Genomic DNA, 19778 nt, shown 5'->3' with positions numbered 1-19778 from the left:
TGGCTTAGAAGAGCGTATGTGCAACCGTAAAGAGTCTCGTCTGCCACCATGTGGTCTCCTGCCTTTAGAAGTGTCCACATTGTAGATGAGATCGCTCCCATTCCAGATGATGTAGCCAGTGCTGCCTCTGCTCCCTCTAGTGCTGCAAGCTTCTCCTCTAGTACTGTAGTTGTAGGGTTTCCTAGTCTGCTGTAGATGTATCCTCCCTCTTCCAGGGCAAATCTTCTTCCCCCCTGCTCTGCACTGTCAAATACAAATGTAGAACTTTGATAGATAGGAGTTGCCAAAGTCCCAAATGGATTTTTCTCATGACCACCATGAATAACCTTAGTCCCAAAACCTTTTTTTTCAATTTTCATCTCTTTTTCCTCCATATTTAAAAACTATTTACAAACCTGCGTTATAAAAGTATAATCGTATCGTTCAACACAACTGTACCTGCCACACTTGATATTGTTTCAGCATTAAAAGTAGTTTTTCAGAACACTTTCTTTAAGAGGATGCTATATAAAAATAAAAATGTCAATACTGTTTGGGTTTAAAAGTGTTCCGTGACACTTTTTTATCCAAGAAGGAACTAAGGAGTTGAAATGAAATTAAATTTTGAAATTAGTAAGTCAAAAAGAAAAAAACTGTATATTCAACTTTATGATGAGATCAAAAATATGATCTTTACAAAGCAAATTCTACCAAATGAAAAGCTCCCCTCTGTGAGGCAGCTAGTAAACCGCTTTTCACTAAATTCAAGTACTGTACTTAAGGCATATGAGCTTCTAGAGACAGAGGGACATATCTATAAAATCCCTGGGAGTGGTACCTATGTAAAGGATAGAAAAAATTATGTTGAAGATCAGGAACAGAAACCTATAATTGAAAACTTTAAATACGGTCAAATAAGAATTAATGAAAGCATTAACTTTGCAAGTGCCACTCCTGGTGTAGAGGTCTTTCCTACAAAAAAGTTTCAAGAAAGTATCAACAAGGTATTTCATGAGGCAGGAGGAGAAGCCTTAAAGTACCATGAAACTCAGGGTTTTATTGGACTAAGAAAAGTTCTTGCAGAAAGATTAAAATATGATTTTCATGATGTCTATTGCAGCAATATCCATATTACATCTGGTGCTCAGCAAGCCCTTGATCTGATAAAGAAGTCCCTCCTAAAGCCCACCTCTACCCTTATACTTAGCCGCCCAACTTACTCAGGTGCAATAAACACCTTTAAGGGTAGCTGCAAGATAGTAACTGTTGAAATGTTGGAAGATGGATTTGATATGGAGGAGCTTGAAGAAATATTGAACCAAACCAATGTAAATTTTGTCTACACTATGATAAACTTTCAAAGTCCCACAGGAATAAGGTGGTCTCATGAAAAAAAGATGAAGTTAATAGAGCTTTCTAAGGAGTATGATTTTATGATCATTGAGGATGACTGCCTTTCAGAACTTTACTTTTATGATAATCCTGCTGCTCCTCTTAAAACTCTAGATAAAGATAATAGGATTATCTATATTAAAACTTTTTCCAAAATATTGATTCCTGGAATGAGGCTTGCTTACATGATAGTCCCTAAGGAGCTTTCTCCCCAAATGGTAGCAGCCAAGTTTGCCTCTGACATCTCTACTTCAGGTTTAAACCAGAGAGCTCTTACCTTTCTACTAAGGGATGGTTTTCTAGAGAATCATCTAGAGGAGACAAGGAAACTATTTAGAAAAAAGTTTGAACTTATTGTAGAACTTATCGAAGAAATACAAGACCTAGAGATCTACTACCGACCTGAAGGGGGATTTTATATCTGGATTATTCTTCCTAATTTCATCAATAGCAATGACCTCTATTTAGAGTTAAAGAAGCGCGGTGTTTCAATTCTTCCAGGGAATGTTTTTTATCCAGATGGTGCTAAAGATAATAGGATTAGAATCAGTTTTGCAGCAGTAACTGAAGATGAAATAAAAATAGGAATTAAAATTTTAAATGACACCGTTATGTCCTTTAAAAAAATTAATAACTCTTCCGATGATTTCATGCCGATAATATAGCCTAATCATCTTAATTACAACTACTAGATGAGCACTATTATAAAATAATTCTGAATGTCTAAAACTAAAAATGAGCCGCCAAAATTGGCGACTCATTTAACATTAAATACTACTTACTCTCATGTCCTCTTCCCATGTTATCCAGGTCTCTGTGGAACTCAGAATATACGTCCATATTTCTATCCGACTGCTCCCTTACCCTTGAGATCATGCTCTGATCCTCACTGTTCACACTCTGCACTACCTGGAGCTCCTTACTCTCTCTATACTCATAATCTCTTCCATATGATAATCCACCTACTACAAGCATTCCTATTAATAACATCTTCTTCATCTCTATCATCTCCTACTCTCCATAAATACGCTAACCCCAAGCCACTTATCCGATACTTTTCATCCTTTATGATTTCCCGTCTGTTATTTTATATGGTTATTATATGGGATTTTTACTCTATGGAACACGTCACCTGACACTAAAAGAAAATAAAAATTCTTTTTTAAATCACTCTCCTTTAATATTCCAAAATCATTGGATCTATCTCTATAAATATTAAAAAATAAAAGGTGTATGTGAGATTCAGACTGAATCACACATACACCTCTATAACTTACTCCAACTTTACCTTTTGTTATTGATCCTCCTCATACCTCATATCCAAGTGGGGGATCCCGTCCTCTATATACATATCAGATACAGCCTTAAAACCAAAGCTTCCGTAAAACTCCTTGAGATACTCCTGGGCCCCTATTGTAATCTTCCTCTCATTCCAACCCTTGGTTATACAGTCTATCCCCTCTCTAACTATCCTTCTGGCTAGTCCCTTACCTCTGGCCTCCTTAGCCACCAGCACCCTTCCAAGGGAACACTCCTCATAGGATACCCCAGGCTTTATAACTCTCAGGTAGGCCTCTATCCTTCCACTATCCTTTATCATCACATGAAGGGAGTCCATATCCTTTCCATCTATATCATTATAGATACACTTCTGCTCCACCACAAACACCTCAGATCTCAGTCTGAATATCTCATAGAGCTCCTCTAATGTCAGTTCATTAAACTTTTTTACCTCCACCTTCATTCCTAATACCTCCTTGGATTTCCCTTCTTAATATCTTCCCACTCTCTCTCAATATTCTTTCTTATCCTGTGAAGAAGGTCAAAGGCAAGCCTCATCTCCTTCTGAGTCATCCCCTCTGTGGCTACCCTCACTGAATGCTCCTCCTCCCTCTCTAGAAAGGGGTAGATCTTCCTGCCTTTTGGGGTACAGTAGAGCTTCAGCTCCTTCTTGTTACCTTCCTCCTTGACTCTTTCCACTAAGCCCCCCTCTACGAGCTTCTTTATGGCCTTTGCAGCTGTAGACCTGTCCACCTTGAGCATAGCTGCCACCCTCTCCTGAATAATTCCGGGGTTCTCATATATCCTTACCAGATAGAGATACTGCCCCTTGGCAAGGTTTATCTCCTTAAACTCAATATCACTTATGGTGGCACAGCACCTTCCTATCATCCCTATCTCTCTAAGTATCTCCTTCATAGGACCATCCCTCCCTGTATCTTATAATGTTCACTACCCTTCCGCATATAAAGAGGGAGAGTATGGTAAACAGTGCGGAACCTCTCCCAAGAAGTATCCCTGAAAGGGCAACTATGCTTATATCTGCAATATTCAGGGTTGTTCCTATCTTAACCTTGAAATACTTCTCTATTATCTGGGCAAGGATAGTTGTTCCTCCTGTATTTCCCCCCGTGGCCACAGCAAGGCCCACACCAACTCCGCTCAGCACTCCCCCTGTAAGGGCACCGATTAAGGGATAAAGATGAAAGACTTCCTCAAGGTAATCCACCCTCATCCACCTGGATACAGCCTCAGTATAGATGGATATGGCTATGATTCCATATATTGTTTTCAGCCCGTACCGGCCACCAAAGATATAGTATCCCATCACCACAAGGGGAATATTCAGAAGAAAGAATCCCCAGCTCACTGGAATACTATATATATGATAGAGGATCATGGCTATCCCCGTTGTTCCCCCAGCTGTAAGCTTAGAGGGCAGTAGGAAGTTTACAATGGTAAATGAAAGTAGTATAAACCCCGCATTCAACAGAAGAAACTCATTCCTAAACCTTCTACCTGTCTCCACCCTTATCACCTCCCTAAAGTATTGTAACTACTATACTTTATTTTTGCGGAAAATTCAACAAAAAATTTATTCTTATATTAAAAAAGATGCTGCTGAAGTCTTTGCTTCAGCAGCACCCTCTAGGCAGTTACCTCACAGGAACCTGTAAGATCTCTTATCCACTTTCCTCCCATTAGCCTTGGAATTGTCACAGCTGCCTTAAAGGGCTCCTCCAGACAAACCAGGACATAGACTATATAGATGGGAACATCCATCATCCCCACCCCTATAAAGGCAAGGGGAACCGCCACTCCCCACACAGCAAATAGCTCAGTTCCTATGGAGAAGATCACGTCTCCTCCTCCCCTTAAAACTCCTATTATCTGTACTATACCAAAGAATCTTACTGGAAGAACCACTGCCATGATTCTCAGTACCAATACCACATTGGTATGGGTTTCTGGACTTACCTTAAAGAGTCCTGCCACAGCTGGAGCTATGAGATAGAAAACCATACCTATGACACATCCCAGGAGAGTTCCAAAGATAGATATCTTTACAGCATCCTCTCTGGCCTCCTCCCTCATGGCGGCCCCTATCTTATTTCCTATCATTATAGCTGCTGCATTGGCTATTCCTATACCAAAGATATTAAACATATTGTTTATGGTGGTGGCTATCTGCATCGTTGCAGTGGCATTTGTTCCAAGCCTTGCATAGGCCACAGAGTAGGCGGTTATTCCCATTATCCACATGATGTCATTGAATATTATGGGAACTGCAGTCTTAAAATATCTTCCAACCAGTTCCATATTGTAGCCTGTAAGTTCTCTGAAACTTCCTGCAACTACATTCTTCCTGCTGTAGATTACACAGAGGATAAAGAGCATCTCCACTCCCCTTGAGATAGTTGTTCCCAGAGCTGCTCCGGTAACTCCCATGGCAGGAACACCAAACCTACCAAATATAAATATGTAGTTCAGTATACCGTTGAAGAGAAGTCCAATTATACTTCCATACATGGGCACCTTAGTCTGCTCGGTACTTCTAAGGGCCAGAGCAAAGGCCAGAGATACACTGGTAAAGATATAACTTGGGGCTACTGCCCTCAGATACCCGGCTCCCAGGGCTGTCACCTGGGGATCCCTTGTAAATATATGGATGATCTTCTCTGGCAGAAGGAAAGCTCCTGCGCTATACACAAAAGAAGTAAGTAATCCGACGGTGAGGGCTATCCCCAGAAACTTGTGGATACTCTCCTTATCCCTTCTTCCCCAGAACTGAGACATAAATACTCCTGCTCCGCAGACTATCCCCATAATGGTATGGTAGTAAACCATGTAGTATTGGTTTGCAAGCCCCACTGAGGCTATCTCCTCCTCTCCCAGACTTCCTATCATAAGGTTGTCCAGGAGGTTTAGTGAAGCTGTTACCAGACTTTGTAGTATTATGGGTATGGCCAGGGTCATAAGCCCTCTGAAAAAGACCTTGTCTTCCTTTAATCTTTTAATCATTGTTTACCTCCAAAAAAAAACAAGAGCAGATGGGTAATTTTGGCCGCCCACCTGCTCTTGACATTAATTATTTTCAAAAAATTATACTAGATTTCTATTATTGAGTCAAGGGAAACTTCCCTTTTATCTCACTTCCCACTGCTCTCCACAGACTTCCCTGAAGATAAGTGGAAGCTACATCAGTGCTTTTTGTGATCTACCCTTCCATCCTCATGGTAGTAGTACCAGTCTCCCACCTTCTCACCGGCTCTATAGTTCCCTTGGGACTTTACCCTTCCATCCTCATAGTAGAGTATCCACTCGCCGTCCTTTCTGCCGCCCTTATAGTCTATCTTAAACTTGACTCCGCCGCTTTCATGGTACTCCAGATACTCTCCCTCTTCCAGACCATCTACATAGTTTACCCTGTAGTTGACACCTCCGTCAAAGTGGTAGAGTATCAGCTCCCCGTGCTTTCTGCCATCCCTGTAGGATTCCCTCTTATACCTCTCACCCATACGGTAGTAGATCCACTCTCCGTGTTTTTTACCCTCTATATAGCCTCCCCTATAATCTATTCCACTTGCGTTATAAAACTCCCACTCGCCGTGTACCTTTCCATCCCTGTAGCTTCCCCTGGACCAGAGATCACCGTTGGAGTAGTAGTAGTCCCACTCCTCTACCTTCCTTCCGTCTCTGTACTTTCCTCTGGATCTCAGCCTTCCGCTCTCATAGTACACGGACCACTCGCCGTCCTTCCTTCCATCTCTATAGGATCCCTCAGACTTGGTATTCCCATCTTTAAAGGTAATCAAGACCTTTCCGCTATAGGGTTCCTCCTCCCCTACTATATGGGCTCTGCCCTTTAACATCCTAAACTCTGGACTGTATTCAATCCTCTCCTCACCCCATAGGGCAGATGAGATCATTAAAATTAATGATATAACTAACTTCTTCATAACACCCCTCAACTTTCATAAACCGATAAAAACTCCAAATACCCTCTGTCCTCCTTCTCTGAAGGAGATCACAGCAAGGGTTATTGAAGTTATTTTACCACCTATATATTTTCTATCCTCTTTTCTTCCCTCTCATTATCCGCTCCCTGCAAACTGCTGTAAAGAGTTTCTACGCTATCCTTATATTTTCTACAAAATTAATTACCTCCTGAGCTCTCTCAGTAAGTCTTATAATCCTTCTCTTTCCGATATTATCTCTTACTACGAAACCATTGGACTCAAGCATCTTCAGTCTCTTTGCTGTAAGTCCCCTGTCCAGCTCATGGTCATTTTCCAGTGAGTATACAGTTTCCTCCATGGACCTGCAGCAGGTTATAACCAGGAGATCGTGTCTGGACAGACCATATGCTTCCATTACCCTTCCAGTAATCATCTTTTCAATCTTTAATAGTTTTTCTATTGGCATCTAAATCATTCCCTTCTGTAGATACTTTATCACCTTTTCTTCTGTTTGACTATAGTTAATTTTGTTAACTATAGTTACTGTAAATCTCTCTGGATAAGATTCTCATCCAATAAAAAAAGGAAGCCCTCCAGGCTCCCAATCTACTGATATACCGTTTTGGAACCGCTACCTAAAAGAGCTGTTCTTTAAACACTCCATTCCAGCTGAAGTGAGACGAGGCTCCTCTGCCTTAATAAGAGAATCCCTGTACATATCGGTGGATATGGTTATCCCTTCAATATATCCAAAGTCAACTAAGCTCTCTATAATGAGCTCCCTTCTGTACTCTGATATCTTTAACTTATCCAGGTCCAGATCACGTTCCACATCGAAATCTCCCCTCCCAGAGGAAGCATCGATGGCTTTTAGTATTTTATACACTGAATTTCTTTCACTCATATTAACCTCCTAATTTTTTTATCTATATATACTATACACTTTTTAAAAAAACAAGTGTCTTTTTAAAAGAAATTGTTATATTATTTATTAGTCTTTAAAGGGTATCCTTGATTGGTATTTTGTGTATAATTTAAAAACTTTTGTCTAACTAATTTCAAATTAAAAGGTGGATCACGCTCCACTCCTTCTAACCTTATGCCATGGATTTTTATACGGGCATTAATCTATAATTCACTATTTCCTTAGTAATTAAAAAGCAACGTGACGTTGCATCCTGACAATCAATTGGAACACTAATTATTTCATGTAAAACTTTTGAAAATTCTATACTTTCCTTAACAATAAAAAGGGCCCTAAAGACCCCAAGATGTTTCACATCTACTTTCTTAAAAATTAACTCTCTTCCTTTCTAAAGATATTAAAAATTTCCAGCCAGCATAGAGGATCCCGTTCTAAATACAAATATTACAACAATTGCCAGCCCTCCCAGTACTGCAACTGTAATAACAGCACTTAGAGCAGTGGAGATAATCCCGCTAAGGATATCTTCTACACCTTTAAAGAATAGGGATATTCCTCTGAATAATTTATTAAATATTTTCATCGTTATCCCTCCTCAGATTTTTCATTACATATTTATTTTACTCGACACTTCCTTTAGTTCATTCTTTTTTCTTCTAATTTCTCCATCTTTTTATTCATCCCCCTTTCCCTCAATCTGCTACTCCCAACAGCTCAATAAAATTTTTTTAAATAACTTTCCATTTTACGACAACTGACGTTATTATTTTTTATGAAATGGGTTATTATAAAAACATAAATAAGGAACTCTTTTAGAAGTACCTTTAAAAGAAGGAAGAAGTTGAAACTCTCGCAAATTTTCCCCTTTTTCTTTCAGATTAGAATCCCTCTCCAGGGATTCTTTTTTTTTATCTGTTTCCCTCTGTATTCGCTATATCGATGCTCACCTTCTATTTTCCTACAATCTGCTGAGAATAAATAAGACAAGAGATCTCCCACCTAATGTGGGAAATCTCCCTCTCCTATAAACCCTTCAGATAACTTATCCAATATTTTCTATAAACTATTCTGTATGTGTTCCTCCAAAGTACCAGTTTCCTAAAGATGTTCTCTCCCAGGATTTAACTTCTGATTTTACCATAAATTTATTTGTATAGTAGTAAAGCGGAATAAGAACCTGATCTTCAAAAAGCATCTCTTCAGCGGTGTAAAGGAGTTCATCCCTCTTCTCTCCATCCTCCTCATACTTTGCCCTGGTGAGGAGGTCATTGTATTCACCCTTCACCCATTGAGCTGAATTATTTCCGCTGAGAGATTCAAAGACCTCCAGCATGGACATGGCATCTGGATAATCTATGGACCACCCAAACCTGGCAACACCATTGTATTGTCCCTTCCCACGGGTATTTAAAAATACTCCCCACTCCTGATTTACCAGTTCCACATCTATATTCAGGACATCCTTCCACATAGCCTGTACAGCTTCAGCTATGGCCTTATGGGTTTCAGATGTATTATACAAGAGTTCCAGCGTCGGAAACCCTTCTCCATTTGGATATCCTGCCTTAGCCAAAAATTCCCTTGCCCTTTGAGGATCTCCCTCTACAGGGATTCCATAATCTACTCCTTTGGCAAAGAGTTCACCCTTGGAGTTTTTAATTGCATCTGTTGATGGAACATAAGTAGTCGCTGGAGCCTCTCCCCCTCTGGTTATATTATCTACAATAGCCCTTCTGTTTATGGCATAATTCAGAGCCTTTTTTACATAAATATTGTCTGTGGGAGCCTTTTTATTGTTGAAGACATAGAAGTATGTTCCCACTCCCGGCTTCACATAAAAATCTTGACTCTCTGTTGATAACCTTACTATCTCCTGGGTTGGAATATTTGAGATAATATCTACTTCACCTGTTTCAAAAGCCGTTAGTGAGGTGGATTCATCGGTTATTATGGGAACCTCTATCATATTCAACTTTACCTCTTCTTCATTCCAGTACTCTGGATTTTTTTCCAGAAGAAACTTGCTCCCTATATCATACTTTGAAAGCTTAAATGGACCATTGGATATATACGTCTCTGGCTTGCTGGTCCAGGTATCTGGAAGCCCTTCTACAACCTCCTCCTTCACCGGCATAAAGGTATAGAATGTTGTAAGGTTTAAAAAATAAGGAGTAGGGGCTGCCAACCTCACAACAAGTGTATTGTCGTCAGGTGCTTCTATACCTACATCCTCTGTCTTCCCCTTCCCCTCATAATATGCCTGTGCCCCCTCTATCTGAAAAAATAGCATGGCATAGGTAGAGGCTGTTTCTGGAGCCATAGCTCGCAGCCATGAGTACTTAAAATCCTTTGAGGTCAATGGTGTTCCGTCGGACCACTTGGAATCTCTCAGGTAAAAGGTGTATACTTTTTTATCCTCACTCACCTTATAATCTCTTGCTATTCCAGGAGCCAGTACGCCCTCCCTTTCACGGAGAAGTCCTTCAAAGAGGTTGTTGATAAGACTCCCTGCCACAGCTTCAGAGTTTAATCCAGGATCCATATGCCTGGGATCTGAAGCAGCTACATATTTTAGAACTTGCTGGGAAACTTCCTTCTCCTCCGGCTTCCCCTTGCCACAGGACACCAAAAACACAATTGATAACAAAATTAATAAACGCTTCATATTTTTTCCTCCTATTTATTTCATTATTTTTTTCTATTAATGTTAAAAATGTATACTTAAGATAGAGCATAGATGTCAAGTTTTTTAATTTTTATCTTTTTAATATTATTAATGCATATTATTCCAGTACATATTGAACTTATTAATAAGAATAACTCCATCCTTTAAAGTGTTTTTCTTTAAACAGAATAAAATTACCCTCCAGTTGCTTTTCGCACCTACATAATGTAAAATCTACCTAGATTAAAGATTTAGGAGGATGTTATGCAAAAAATTATTTTAGACTGTGACCCGGGGATGGATGATGCCCTGGCTATTATAAACGCTGTAGCTGATAGAAATATCGAGCTTCTTGGACTATCCATTGTTGCTGGAAATGTAGCTCTCCACCATACAAGAAGAAATGCCCTGGATATACTTCACCACCTGGGGATAGATCTACCTGTATATGAGGGAGCCCACAAGCCCCTAAAAAGGGAGCTGCATATCGCAGAGGAGTTTCACGGAGCTGAGGGAATGGGGGACCTCACCCTGAAGAACTCCTCAAGGAATGCCCATAGGAACTTCGGAGAGTTTTACCTTGAGTGTGCCAGAAAATATCCCCATGAGGTAACCCTTGTTGCTGTGGGGCCCCTTACAAATGTGGCCATCGCTCTCAGGGAGTACCCCGAGCTGAAGGACCTCTTAAAGGAGATTATCTTCATGGGAGGCAGCCTTAGTGGAGGAAATGTCACTCCCCACGCTGAGTTCAATATCTTTGTGGATCCAGAGGCAGCCAATATAGTTCTTGAGAGCGGTCTTCCCGTTACTATGATTGGTCTTGATGCCACCCTTAAAGCTAAGTTTTCAAGGGAGGAGCTGGATGAGCTGAGATCCAACGAGTCTCTCTACTCCAAGTTTTCCATGGAGATCTTCGACTCCATGTTCAGAGTAAGAAAGGCTATCGGTATGGACAGTGTTGTCTTCCACGACTCCATAGGAGTAATCTCATCTGTTTACGGCGGTGCTTTCACCTTTGAAAACAAGAGAATCCTTGTAGATGAGGGAGATAGAAGGGGAGAGACCAGGGAGGATGAGAAGGGATTCCCTGTGGAAGTTGCCATGGATTTTGACAGAGAGTGGTTCAAGAGGTATCTATTGGAAGTTTTAAAGTAGGTTCAAGCCGTCCTTTTAAAGGGCGGCTTTTTTTATTCTAAAGATTGTATTCGATTATTTTTAAAAAATTTAGATTATTAACACTATAAAAACATTGATTAAAAATCAACGAAATAGTATACAATTACTTATTTAAATATGGTAAATTTAATTATTTTTTTCACTTTACTCTTGACAATCCTCCCTTTCAGGGTAAAATCACTATTAATATAAAGGTATATGGGAGGTACTATGAAAAAAACAACTCTATTATTGGCAGGGTTATTGTTAGTTAGCCAGCTGGGGATGGCTGAGATGAAAAAAGATGTTAAGTTCACTGAAAAAACTTACGGGGTATGCAGCAGGGAGATGTCTGTAGAGGTAGTAGATGGAAAGATAGCTTCCTTCAGTGCTGTGAGGGGCTGTCCGGGGAATCTCAACGCTCTCTCTAAGCTCCTTCCTGGGATGGAAGTAGAGAGGGTTATCGATCTTCTAGATGACAACTACTGCTCTGGAGCTCCCCTTGCAGGTTATACCTCCTGTATGGATAACCTGGTAGAGATGCTCAAATACCATGTAATGGGAGAGGGAGAGGGGCACATTCAGGAGATCAGAAAAAATCAGAAAGCTGGCAGAAAGGTAGTTGCCTTTAACGGACATATCTGTAGTGGCTGCGGGCTCTGCAATGCCCAGCTAAGCTAAATAGGAGGAGATCATGAAAAAGATATTTATTACAGCCCTGGCCGCAGGATGCCTTCTTTCCCAGATGGCTGTGGCTCAGGTGAAGACTGGAACTGGTTTTGGTTTTAAGGGGGATGTTAAGGTAAGTGTTGAAACCAAGGGGGATAAGATAGAGAAGATCATCGTTCTTGAGCATCAGGATACTGAAAAATATGCTCTTCCCGCCTTTGAAGCCCTTACAGAGGAGGTCATAGCTAAGCAGAGCCTGGAGATAGATGACTATGCAGGGGCTACCTACTCCTCCATGGGATTTAAGGAGGCTGTAACCGACGCTCTCAACTAATTAAAATACAAGGATTAGCTGTCATTTTATGGCAGCTTTTTTTCTTTTTCAGATGATATTTATCTTTTTTAAAACCATATAAAAAGTAAATATTTACTAATTAAAAAATATATGGATTTCCTGTAAATTTTTGTTGCTTTTAATGGATTAAAGATATAAAATATCTTGCTAATCTCAGCTTATATATATTCAAAGAGTATAATGGTTGGTATCGATGAAATATTACGTTATATGAGCTGAGAATGTTTTTAAGTCACTATAACTAATATTAGAGGTGTTAAATGAACGAATTTGAATATCTTATTCAAGATGAACTTGAAAAGTTTGTAACTGCTTTAAGCTATGAAAAAGTGGATAAAAGAGATATTGATGGAAATACCCTTTTACACGTGGCAACAAAAATTGGCAGTCTTGGTGGAGTAGAGATCCTTTTGGATTTCGGTGCCGATGTAAACTTAAAAAATAACGTCGGAGACACCCCTCTTCACCTGGCAGCAAGAGGTAATGACAGGGATATGTTTCAGCTCCTGTTAGAGGGAGGAGGAGATCTATCTGTGAAAAACAACTCCCAGAGAACACCAGAACATCTTACTGGAAGGGATCTTTCAAGGATCATCGAGAGATATATCGAGGATTATGGATATACTGAAAAGATTCCCAAGCACAGAAGGTGGGAGGATTAAAAGTAGATTAATTTTTTGGAGGTAATTAATGAACGTAGCATTTATAATAGATGAGTGGGAGTCTTTAAATCCCGCTAAGGATTCTACCCTTAGAATGATCCATGAGTGTTGTCTAAGAGGGCATATGGTAGGGGTGCTCTACCCCCACAGCCTCACAATCAGAGATAACATCACCTATGGATTTGTAAAGATGCTGAAGAAGGAAAGTTTTGTCCTGAATAACTTTAACAGTTTCTATAAGAACATGGAGTTTGAGGAAAAGATGGTTCCTATAAATGTATTTGATGCATTATTTTTAAGGAAGGATCCCCCTGTAGACTCTATAATGCTGAACTTTTTGGATTCAGTGAAGGATGAGGTTTTCATCGTAAATGATATAGACGGTATCAGAAAAGCTAACAACAAACTATATACCACTTCATTTCATGATCCCAACAATGAGTTTATTCCAAGAACCTTTGTTTCAAAGAATGCTGAGTATCTAAAGAGAGTTATAGAGAACTTTGGAGCCGACCGTATGATCTTAAAACCCCTAGACGGTTATGGAGGAAGCGGTGTTATTGTTATTGAAAAGAGTGCCCGTAAAAATCTTAGCTCCCTACTGGACTTCTATATAAATGGTAAGACAGGTAAACACTACGTTATTGTTCAGGAATATATCCCAGAGGCAGATCAGGGAGATGTAAGGGTGCTAATGTTAGATGGAGAACCCATTGGCGCATACAACAGAGTTCCCTCTGCTGAGGACAACAGATCCAATATCAGTGCCGGGGGAAGTGCTGTCAAACACAAACTTACCGATGAGGAGATAAGAATATGCAGAAGGATAGGTAAGAAGCTTGTTCAGGATGGTATCTACTTTGCAGGCCTTGACATCATCGCCGGTAAGTTAATCGAGGTCAATGTTCAGAGTCCCGGAGGTATTGTTAACATCAATAAACTTAACAGAGTTAAGCTACAGAAGAATATAATCGACTTCGTTGAGGACAAGGTACAGGAGATCTCAGACTTCTTCAACCAGAAGGAGTTCAGATTAAACAGAAGAAAGATCTTCAAGCAAGAGGTAAGCTATGAAAAAATTAACCACTAAGGGTATATTGGATAAAATCCATCATCTGGAAGCCTTTGAGGCAATCAGCCAGAGTGGAGGATTTAAGATAAAGATAGATTCCTATGTTCCATATATTGGAACTGCAATCCATGCTGGAAGTGCCCTGAGAAAGGAACTTAACTACAAGATCAACCTCTCTGGATTTCACAGGTGGCAGGAGGAGGACCCCTGCACAGATGAGTTTATAAAGGAACTACCAATTACTGTGGTGGCTCTAGACAGCAGATATGAATACGACCTCAACAGGGGAAAGAATAGCTGTATCTACGACGAAGCCTGGGGAAAGAAGGTCTGGCGTGAGAAGCTGGACCCCTCTGAAATCAAGGATTCCCTGGCAAAACACGATGAGTTCTATGAGGTAATCTCCTTCCTCATAAGGAGGTTGGAGTACCTCTTCCCTGAGGTATTTATCTTTGATCTCCATTCATACAACTATAGAAGGGACGGAGTCAACCATGAGGCTCCCCTATTTAATCTGGGAACCCACTTTGTAAAGGACTCCTTCAGAGATAGATCCAATGCCTTCCTGGAGGAGATAGTAAAATTAGATATCGATACCGTGGATAACCTCAGCGGGGAAAACATTGTTTTCTACGGAAGGGGGTACCTGGCTGAATTTGTTAACACACACTTCTGCAGGACGGTGGTTTTCCCCCTTGAAGTAAAGAAGGTTTACTGTAATGAGAATAATGGCATCTACTATAAGGCAATTATCCAAGCCATAGGAAACGCTGTTCACCAGGCAATTTCATCCTTTATCAGAAAGAATACTGATAATATCTCCTACCATACCCTCAATAACTTCTCAGACAGTACCGAGGCAGAGGCAGATGAGATAGTGGCAGAGAGGATAGCAGAGCTCATGCAGAGAAACTACAGGGAGAGTAATAGGGGGGAGTATACAAGTTGCGAGATCGATCACCTTACCTCCAATAAGACACCAGAGGTTATGCTGGAAAGGATTAAAGAGTCATTTTTGATCTATACCCGAAGAAGGGATGAAGTAGTAGGTTGCGGTATCCTTATAAGAAAGGATGATAGAGTTGAAGCCAAGATGCTCAATGTAGACCCCACCATTCAGGGAATGGGAGTGGCAAAGAAGATCTGTAGTATCAGAGAAGATTTTGCAAGAAGAGAGGGGTATAACCACCTCTATATTGAGTCCCTCAAGTATGAAAACACCATCAACTTCCACAGCAGGAGGGGGTTCTACCCCATCCAAAGCCCCAGAAAATTAAAGTATTCAATATATATGAGGAAGGATCTCTAGTCCTGCCTCAATTAAGTTTAAGGCTCCCCTATATAAAGGGGAGCCTTCTCTTCCTTTTAATTCAGATGAGATCTTATAAAGGTGTTAACTTTACATTAACCATATTTGAGTAATTCCACCTTACTCAGGGAAGGAAAAGATGATATAATATTCATACAATTATTTTTTTGGAGATGAGGTTATGAAGAAACAAGAAGCAGGACTTTTATTTTTATCGACTCTTTTGGCATCCCTCAGCGGATTTATCAACGCTTTGGGGATCCTTATATATTCCACACCTGTAAGTCACTTTACCGGGAACACAACCAACTCATCCATTGCCTTTGTTCAGGGAGAGTATCAGGTGTTCTTGAGGGTTTTTTCCACGATTATCTTCTTTCTTGTGGGGGGGATCACCTCAGGCTATGTGCTGGAAGAGAAGGAGTTCAATCCTGGAAAGCGCTATGGAATGATGCTCCTCTTCATAGGGATAGCTCTGTTTTTAAACTTTCATTTTATAGATATAGAGAGAGGCTTTCTCCAGGTCCTCGCATTCCTCTGCGGGATGCAGAATGGTCTCTTTATCACATATAAGGGAATGACTGTGAGGATGACTCACATTACAGGAGGCCTTACAGACATGGGGGTTTATATAGGAAACTACCTGAGAAAAAAACACTCTGATGTATGGAAGATAAAGTTCCTTCTTACTCTTATCCTGGGATTTTTTGCAGGAGGAATAGTGGGAAGCATGTCATATTTTAGTTTTGGTAAGGACTCATTCCTTCTGGCTTCTGCAGGCTATCTTTCATCTGGGTTTATCTACTTCATCTGGAGGAACAGAGGCATCAGAAGGGGAACCCTCTACTGCAACTATTAAACTTCATAGAACAACTAAAAAAGGAGCCCATAGGCCCCTTTTTTTTATCCCATATTTCCAGGATCTTCCCTACTTTTCTCCAATGGCTCCTACTGGACAGACCTCTATACAGTCCCCGCAGACATCACACCTTCTCCTGTCAATAACATACTTTCCATGGATCTTCTCTATGGCCTTAAAAGAGCACCCCTCTAAGCACCTTCCGCATCCTATGCATCCATCCTTGACCTCCAGGCTGAATACCTTCTCTGGGAACCCGTTAAAGGTAAAGTTTGTTCTCAGGAGCTTGTGATCCCTGTGCTCACACTCAAAGTCATAGTCAAAGACCTCCCCCTTACCTCTATAAAGCACAAAGATTCTCATTGCAGGATACTTTTCCACATCCTTAACTCCCAGGTCAAAGAGCTCCCTGTTTAAAGATTTGTCTTTTATCTCCTCCAGGGAAACCTCCCTGATATCTCCCGTTACCCTGATAGTATATCCCGGCTCAAAGCTTGGCAGTCCATCCTCTCCGTGACCAACCTCTGTAGAACCGTAGAGACCGCATACAGACACCTTTTTACTCTCCTTTAATTGCTTGTAAAAGGGCTTTGGGTACATGGTTCTGAAGTATAAGCCCTCATCGTCGTGGGCAAAGAAGTGAGCAATCCTTGTTTCTGGGTACCCTTCATTAATAGTTGCAAAGGTCAGAGACCCTATTGCATCAAACTTTTCATAGATTTCCTTAATATTCATCCTGTCCTCCTAATATCAAATATAAAATCAACAACATCATATCTATCTATTAAACACTTACCTATAAAATATTCCCAGAAGTAAAAAACCTGCTGCAGAGATTCCCCCAGATATAAGGGCATAGGGGAGCTGGGTCTTCACATGGTCCATCACATCCACCTCTGAGATCATGGAAGCCAGTATCGTAGAATCTGAAATAGGGGAGCAGTGGTCCCCGAAGACAGCACTGGATACCACAGCCCCTATGGTCAGGTGGATATCCACTCCCAGGTTTACTGCCATGGGAATGGCAATGGGCATGAGCACTGCTGCAGTGCCCCCACTGGTTCCTGTGGCAACAGATGTAAGGGATCCCAGCAAAAATATCGACACTGGCAGCAGCACTGGACTCATATCTCCACTTATCTCTGCCATATACCTTCCCAGTCCAAGTTGGTTAAGGAGATTGCTCAGGGCAAAGGCCAGCACAAGTATTATGGTTATCTGAAGAAAATTGGACATCCCCTCTACACACCACTCTATATATTTTTTAGGATCCACAACTCCCTGAATACCGTAGTAGATCCCCGTTAATATCAATGTAACTATCATCCCGTTAAATATTGCAACACTTCCATTACCAGAGCCTATAGATCCCTCCCCTGTAATGTAGAGAATTCCAAAAATACTCAATATCAGGCTTAATGTGGGAAGGATCATATTCATGGCCCTGGGCTTTTTCTTCTCCTCTTCCTGAACTGCTGAAGTCTCCTCTACTCCTACTCTTTCTCCAGAGATCTCCTCCATTATCTTGAGGTCCCTTCCGGTTACTATGGTAATTCCTACTAGGGTTACTGCAAATATACTGTAGAGCTGAAAGGGAATAGACCTTACCACATAGGTAAGGGGATCTCCTCCTATAGTTCCCGCTGAGATCTGAGTTCCTACCATGGCCATGAGAAATGCTCCAGCTGCATTTAGGGGAAAGAGCCAGGCTATGGGAGCGGAGGTGGAATCAGTTATATATGCCAGCTTCTCTCTTGGAATCCCATACCTGTCAAAGAATGGTTTTGCTGATACTCCCGATATAACTGTGGAGCTGGTTGCCTCTATAAAGAGTAGCAGACCTATTAAATATGCCAAGAGTTCAGCCCTCCTCTTGGAGGTTACCACCTGCTTCCTTTCAGTGAGAAGTATCAGGAGTCCCCTGATCCCTCCCGACATTTCTATTACATGGACAAAGGAACCGATCATGAGACAAAACAATATCGACCGTACAGCCCACCCGTCTAAAAATACCTCTGCTATACCGTCTATCCCTGCAAAGACATCTCCTCCATAGTAACCTAAGATTAAATCGGAAAATAATATCCCGGAAAGAAGAGCGATTAAAACATCCCTTGTTACAACAGCTAGCAGAAGTGCCAAAACCATGGGTAAAAGAGATACCCATCCATAATCCATAAAACAACCTCCATCCTACTTGGACATCCAAGTATATTTATAAAAAAATTAGATATAATATCTAATTTTTACAGAACTCTTTTATTAAAGTTATCGTGCATCTTTATCAGAACCCTTCTGAAAACTTCTCTTTCCTCCTCTGTTACCCCTTCATACTGAATAGAATATAGTTTTTCAGAAATCTCCTTAAACCCATTCTCCAACTCCCTTCCCTTTGGTGTAAGGAACACCAGGCTCGATCTTTGGTCCAGCTCATTTTTCTTTGTGTCGGTGAAGCCAAGCTTATTCAACTTCTTAACCAGGGTAGTAACGGTGGAACGGTCTCTTTTGATCCTCTCTGCTATCTCCGTCATGGTGAGCTCCCTGTGCTTTATCAGGGTCACTATTATATCCCCGTGGGAGGGAACGATCCCTGCTACCCCTGCCTTCTCCAGCTCGGAAACAATTACATTTCCCGATAGTTCTCTTATTCTGCTTATTAAGTTAATAGTATTATCATATTTCATAAATTTATTTTACTTGGATATCCAAGTAGTGTCAAGATTTTTTTTCATTACCTAATATTAGAAACTAGATGCTTTTATCATTTGATTTTCATATATTTTTAAGATACTGTCCTATTCGGTTATGGTGAAGTTTCAATGGAAGGACTTTTTTACCTTGACAAATATATATGTATAAACTATACTTTGTTTTTAGTGAGTAATCACTTACAAGGAGCGTGATGAATATCAATACACGAGATAAATTAATTCAGGCAGCTATGGAACTGGTAAACACTTTTGGACTTCATAATACACCAACTTCTAAGATTGCAAAAAAAGCTGGATTTTCTGAGGGGACCATATATAAGCATTTTTCCAGTAAAGATGAGTTTCTTATGGAGGTTTACCTAAAGATCAAATCAGACTTAGACAAGGAAATTTTTAGAGGTACTAAAGACATTAAAGATCCGCTGGAAAAATGCAGAAGGGTTTATTCCAATTATCTGGATTATTTCCTGGCAAATGAGGATCAGCTGAAATACTACCTTCAATTTACCAATTCAACCTACATGAATCAGGTTATTAATGAGAGAGGCAAGAGGGAATTGGAGAATTTAATGCAGTACATCGATGAAAACATTAAGAGTGGTTTTTTTAAGGACAGGCCGATATCTTTTTATCATGCATTTGCAAATACTCCAATTGTAGAGATTGCCAGATTAGCTACCACAGGAGACTTGATACTTACCAAAGAAATGAGGGAAGAGGTAATATCAAGTTTAATGTCATTAATATTAGCAGCTGAATGATACTTCATTCAGTTTTTTTTCAAC

Annotated in this window: 23 protein-coding genes; 9 read left to right on the top strand and 14 right to left on the bottom strand. The window is 40.4% G+C overall.

What is annotated here, in order from left to right; all coding sequences use genetic code 11:
• Positions 1 to 359, bottom strand: a 359-nt coding sequence (locus QMG11_RS13490; protein ID WP_281836631.1) for a PLP-dependent transferase, incomplete at its 3' end; no start/stop codon positions are given.
• A 231-nt stretch (positions 360 to 590) separates the two neighbouring features.
• On the opposite strand from QMG11_RS13490, the gene pdxR reads away from it, so the two are divergent.
• A complete protein-coding gene (gene pdxR / locus QMG11_RS13485; RefSeq protein WP_281836629.1) occupies positions 591 to 2036 on the top strand; it encodes a MocR-like pyridoxine biosynthesis transcription factor PdxR in 1446 nt (481 codons plus the stop codon).
• Positions 2037 to 2145: 109 nt separating this feature from the next.
• On the opposite strand, the gene QMG11_RS13480 is transcribed toward pdxR, so the two are convergent.
• The 10 genes from QMG11_RS13480 to QMG11_RS13435 form a co-directional block, all read right to left on the bottom strand.
• The gene (locus tag QMG11_RS13480; protein ID WP_281836627.1) at positions 2146 to 2370 is read right to left on the bottom strand and encodes a hypothetical protein; all 225 of its coding nucleotides are present in this window, start codon (positions 2368 to 2370) and stop codon (positions 2146 to 2148) included.
• A gap of 295 nt (positions 2371 to 2665) precedes the next feature.
• Positions 2666 to 3115 carry a GNAT family N-acetyltransferase gene (locus tag QMG11_RS13475; RefSeq protein WP_281836625.1) on the bottom strand — a complete coding sequence of 150 codons (450 nt, stop codon included), beginning with the start codon at positions 3113 to 3115 and terminating at the stop codon, positions 2666 to 2668.
• A gap of 2 nt (positions 3116 to 3117) precedes the next feature.
• Positions 3118 to 3570, bottom strand: a complete 453-nt coding sequence (locus tag QMG11_RS13470; protein WP_281836624.1) for a MarR family winged helix-turn-helix transcriptional regulator — start codon at positions 3568 to 3570, stop codon at positions 3118 to 3120.
• Positions 3554 to 4180, bottom strand: a complete 627-nt coding sequence (locus tag QMG11_RS13465; RefSeq protein WP_281836623.1) for a YitT family protein — start codon at positions 4178 to 4180, stop codon at positions 3554 to 3556. The genes QMG11_RS13470 and QMG11_RS13465 overlap by 17 nt, the downstream gene beginning before the upstream one ends.
• A 119-nt stretch (positions 4181 to 4299) precedes the next feature.
• Positions 4300 to 5673 (bottom strand): MATE family efflux transporter, encoded by a 1374-nt coding sequence (locus QMG11_RS13460; protein WP_281836622.1) that lies wholly within the window; start codon positions 5671 to 5673, stop codon positions 4300 to 4302.
• 179 nt (positions 5674 to 5852) lie between these two features.
• Positions 5853 to 6611, bottom strand: a complete 759-nt coding sequence (locus tag QMG11_RS13455) for a toxin-antitoxin system YwqK family antitoxin (RefSeq protein WP_281836621.1) — start codon at positions 6609 to 6611, stop codon at positions 5853 to 5855.
• A gap of 169 nt (positions 6612 to 6780) precedes the next feature.
• Positions 6781 to 7077, bottom strand: a complete 297-nt coding sequence (locus tag QMG11_RS13450) for a hypothetical protein (protein ID WP_281836620.1) — start codon at positions 7075 to 7077, stop codon at positions 6781 to 6783.
• 165 nt (positions 7078 to 7242) lie between these two features.
• Positions 7243 to 7515 (bottom strand): YjcQ family protein, encoded by a 273-nt coding sequence (locus QMG11_RS13445; RefSeq protein WP_281836619.1) that lies wholly within the window; start codon positions 7513 to 7515, stop codon positions 7243 to 7245.
• 418 nt (positions 7516 to 7933) lie between these two features.
• Positions 7934 to 8119, bottom strand: coding sequence for a hypothetical protein (locus QMG11_RS13440; RefSeq protein ID WP_281836618.1), 186 nt, complete (start codon positions 8117 to 8119; stop codon positions 7934 to 7936).
• A 480-nt stretch (positions 8120 to 8599) separates the two neighbouring features.
• The gene (locus tag QMG11_RS13435) at positions 8600 to 10201 is read right to left on the bottom strand and encodes a peptide ABC transporter substrate-binding protein (RefSeq protein WP_281836617.1); all 1602 of its coding nucleotides are present in this window, start codon (positions 10199 to 10201) and stop codon (positions 8600 to 8602) included.
• A 264-nt stretch (positions 10202 to 10465) separates the two neighbouring features.
• Here QMG11_RS13435 and QMG11_RS13430 point away from each other — a divergent pair, with 264 nt between their 5' ends.
• From QMG11_RS13430 to QMG11_RS13400, 7 genes are all read left to right on the top strand, one after another.
• On the top strand, positions 10466 to 11356 hold the full coding sequence (locus tag QMG11_RS13430) for a nucleoside hydrolase (protein ID WP_281836616.1): 891 nt from the start codon (positions 10466 to 10468) through the stop codon (positions 11354 to 11356).
• Positions 11357 to 11587: 231 nt separating this feature from the next.
• Positions 11588 to 12037 carry a TSCPD domain-containing protein gene (locus QMG11_RS13425; protein WP_281836615.1) on the top strand — a complete coding sequence of 150 codons (450 nt, stop codon included), beginning with the start codon at positions 11588 to 11590 and terminating at the stop codon, positions 12035 to 12037.
• A 13-nt stretch (positions 12038 to 12050) separates the two neighbouring features.
• Positions 12051 to 12359: an FMN-binding protein gene (locus QMG11_RS13420; protein WP_281836614.1), complete on the top strand. Its 309-nt coding sequence runs from the start codon at positions 12051 to 12053 to the stop codon at positions 12357 to 12359.
• A gap of 281 nt (positions 12360 to 12640) precedes the next feature.
• Positions 12641 to 13042, top strand: coding sequence for an ankyrin repeat domain-containing protein (locus QMG11_RS13415; protein ID WP_281836613.1), 402 nt, complete (start codon positions 12641 to 12643; stop codon positions 13040 to 13042).
• Between the two features lie 28 nt (positions 13043 to 13070).
• Positions 13071 to 14132 (top strand): glutathione synthase, encoded by a 1062-nt coding sequence (gshB, locus tag QMG11_RS13410; RefSeq protein WP_281836612.1) that lies wholly within the window; start codon positions 13071 to 13073, stop codon positions 14130 to 14132.
• Positions 14113 to 15423: a GNAT family N-acetyltransferase gene (locus QMG11_RS13405; protein ID WP_281836611.1), complete on the top strand. Its 1311-nt coding sequence runs from the start codon at positions 14113 to 14115 to the stop codon at positions 15421 to 15423. Before gshB ends, QMG11_RS13405 begins: the two co-directional genes overlap by 20 nt.
• Positions 15424 to 15604: 181 nt before the next feature.
• Complete coding sequence (locus tag QMG11_RS13400; RefSeq protein ID WP_281836610.1) at positions 15605 to 16282, top strand: YoaK family protein; 678 nt, start codon at positions 15605 to 15607, stop codon at positions 16280 to 16282.
• A 69-nt stretch (positions 16283 to 16351) separates the two neighbouring features.
• Here the strand turns inward: QMG11_RS13400 and QMG11_RS13395 are convergent, their stop codons facing one another.
• The 3 genes from QMG11_RS13395 to QMG11_RS13385 all read right to left on the bottom strand — a co-directional run bounded on the left by QMG11_RS13395 (position 16352) and on the right by QMG11_RS13385 (position 18966).
• Positions 16352 to 17017 (bottom strand): 4Fe-4S binding protein, encoded by a 666-nt coding sequence (locus QMG11_RS13395; protein ID WP_281836609.1) that lies wholly within the window; start codon positions 17015 to 17017, stop codon positions 16352 to 16354.
• A 57-nt stretch (positions 17018 to 17074) separates the two neighbouring features.
• The gene (locus tag QMG11_RS13390) at positions 17075 to 18460 is read right to left on the bottom strand and encodes a Na+/H+ antiporter NhaC family protein (protein WP_281836608.1); all 1386 of its coding nucleotides are present in this window, start codon (positions 18458 to 18460) and stop codon (positions 17075 to 17077) included.
• Positions 18461 to 18528: 68 nt separating this feature from the next.
• The gene (locus QMG11_RS13385; RefSeq protein ID WP_281836607.1) at positions 18529 to 18966 is read right to left on the bottom strand and encodes a MarR family winged helix-turn-helix transcriptional regulator; all 438 of its coding nucleotides are present in this window, start codon (positions 18964 to 18966) and stop codon (positions 18529 to 18531) included.
• Positions 18967 to 19184: 218 nt separating this feature from the next.
• On the opposite strand from QMG11_RS13385, the gene QMG11_RS13380 reads away from it, so the two are divergent.
• Positions 19185 to 19754 carry a TetR/AcrR family transcriptional regulator gene (locus QMG11_RS13380; protein WP_281836606.1) on the top strand — a complete coding sequence of 190 codons (570 nt, stop codon included), beginning with the start codon at positions 19185 to 19187 and terminating at the stop codon, positions 19752 to 19754.
• Positions 19755 to 19778 lie beyond the last annotated feature (24 nt).

Source organism: Propionigenium maris DSM 9537 (genome assembly GCF_027925155.1).
Lineage (GTDB): Bacteria > Fusobacteriota > Fusobacteriia > Fusobacteriales > Fusobacteriaceae > Propionigenium > Propionigenium maris.
This window is presented reverse-complemented; position numbering and strand designations above follow the sequence as displayed.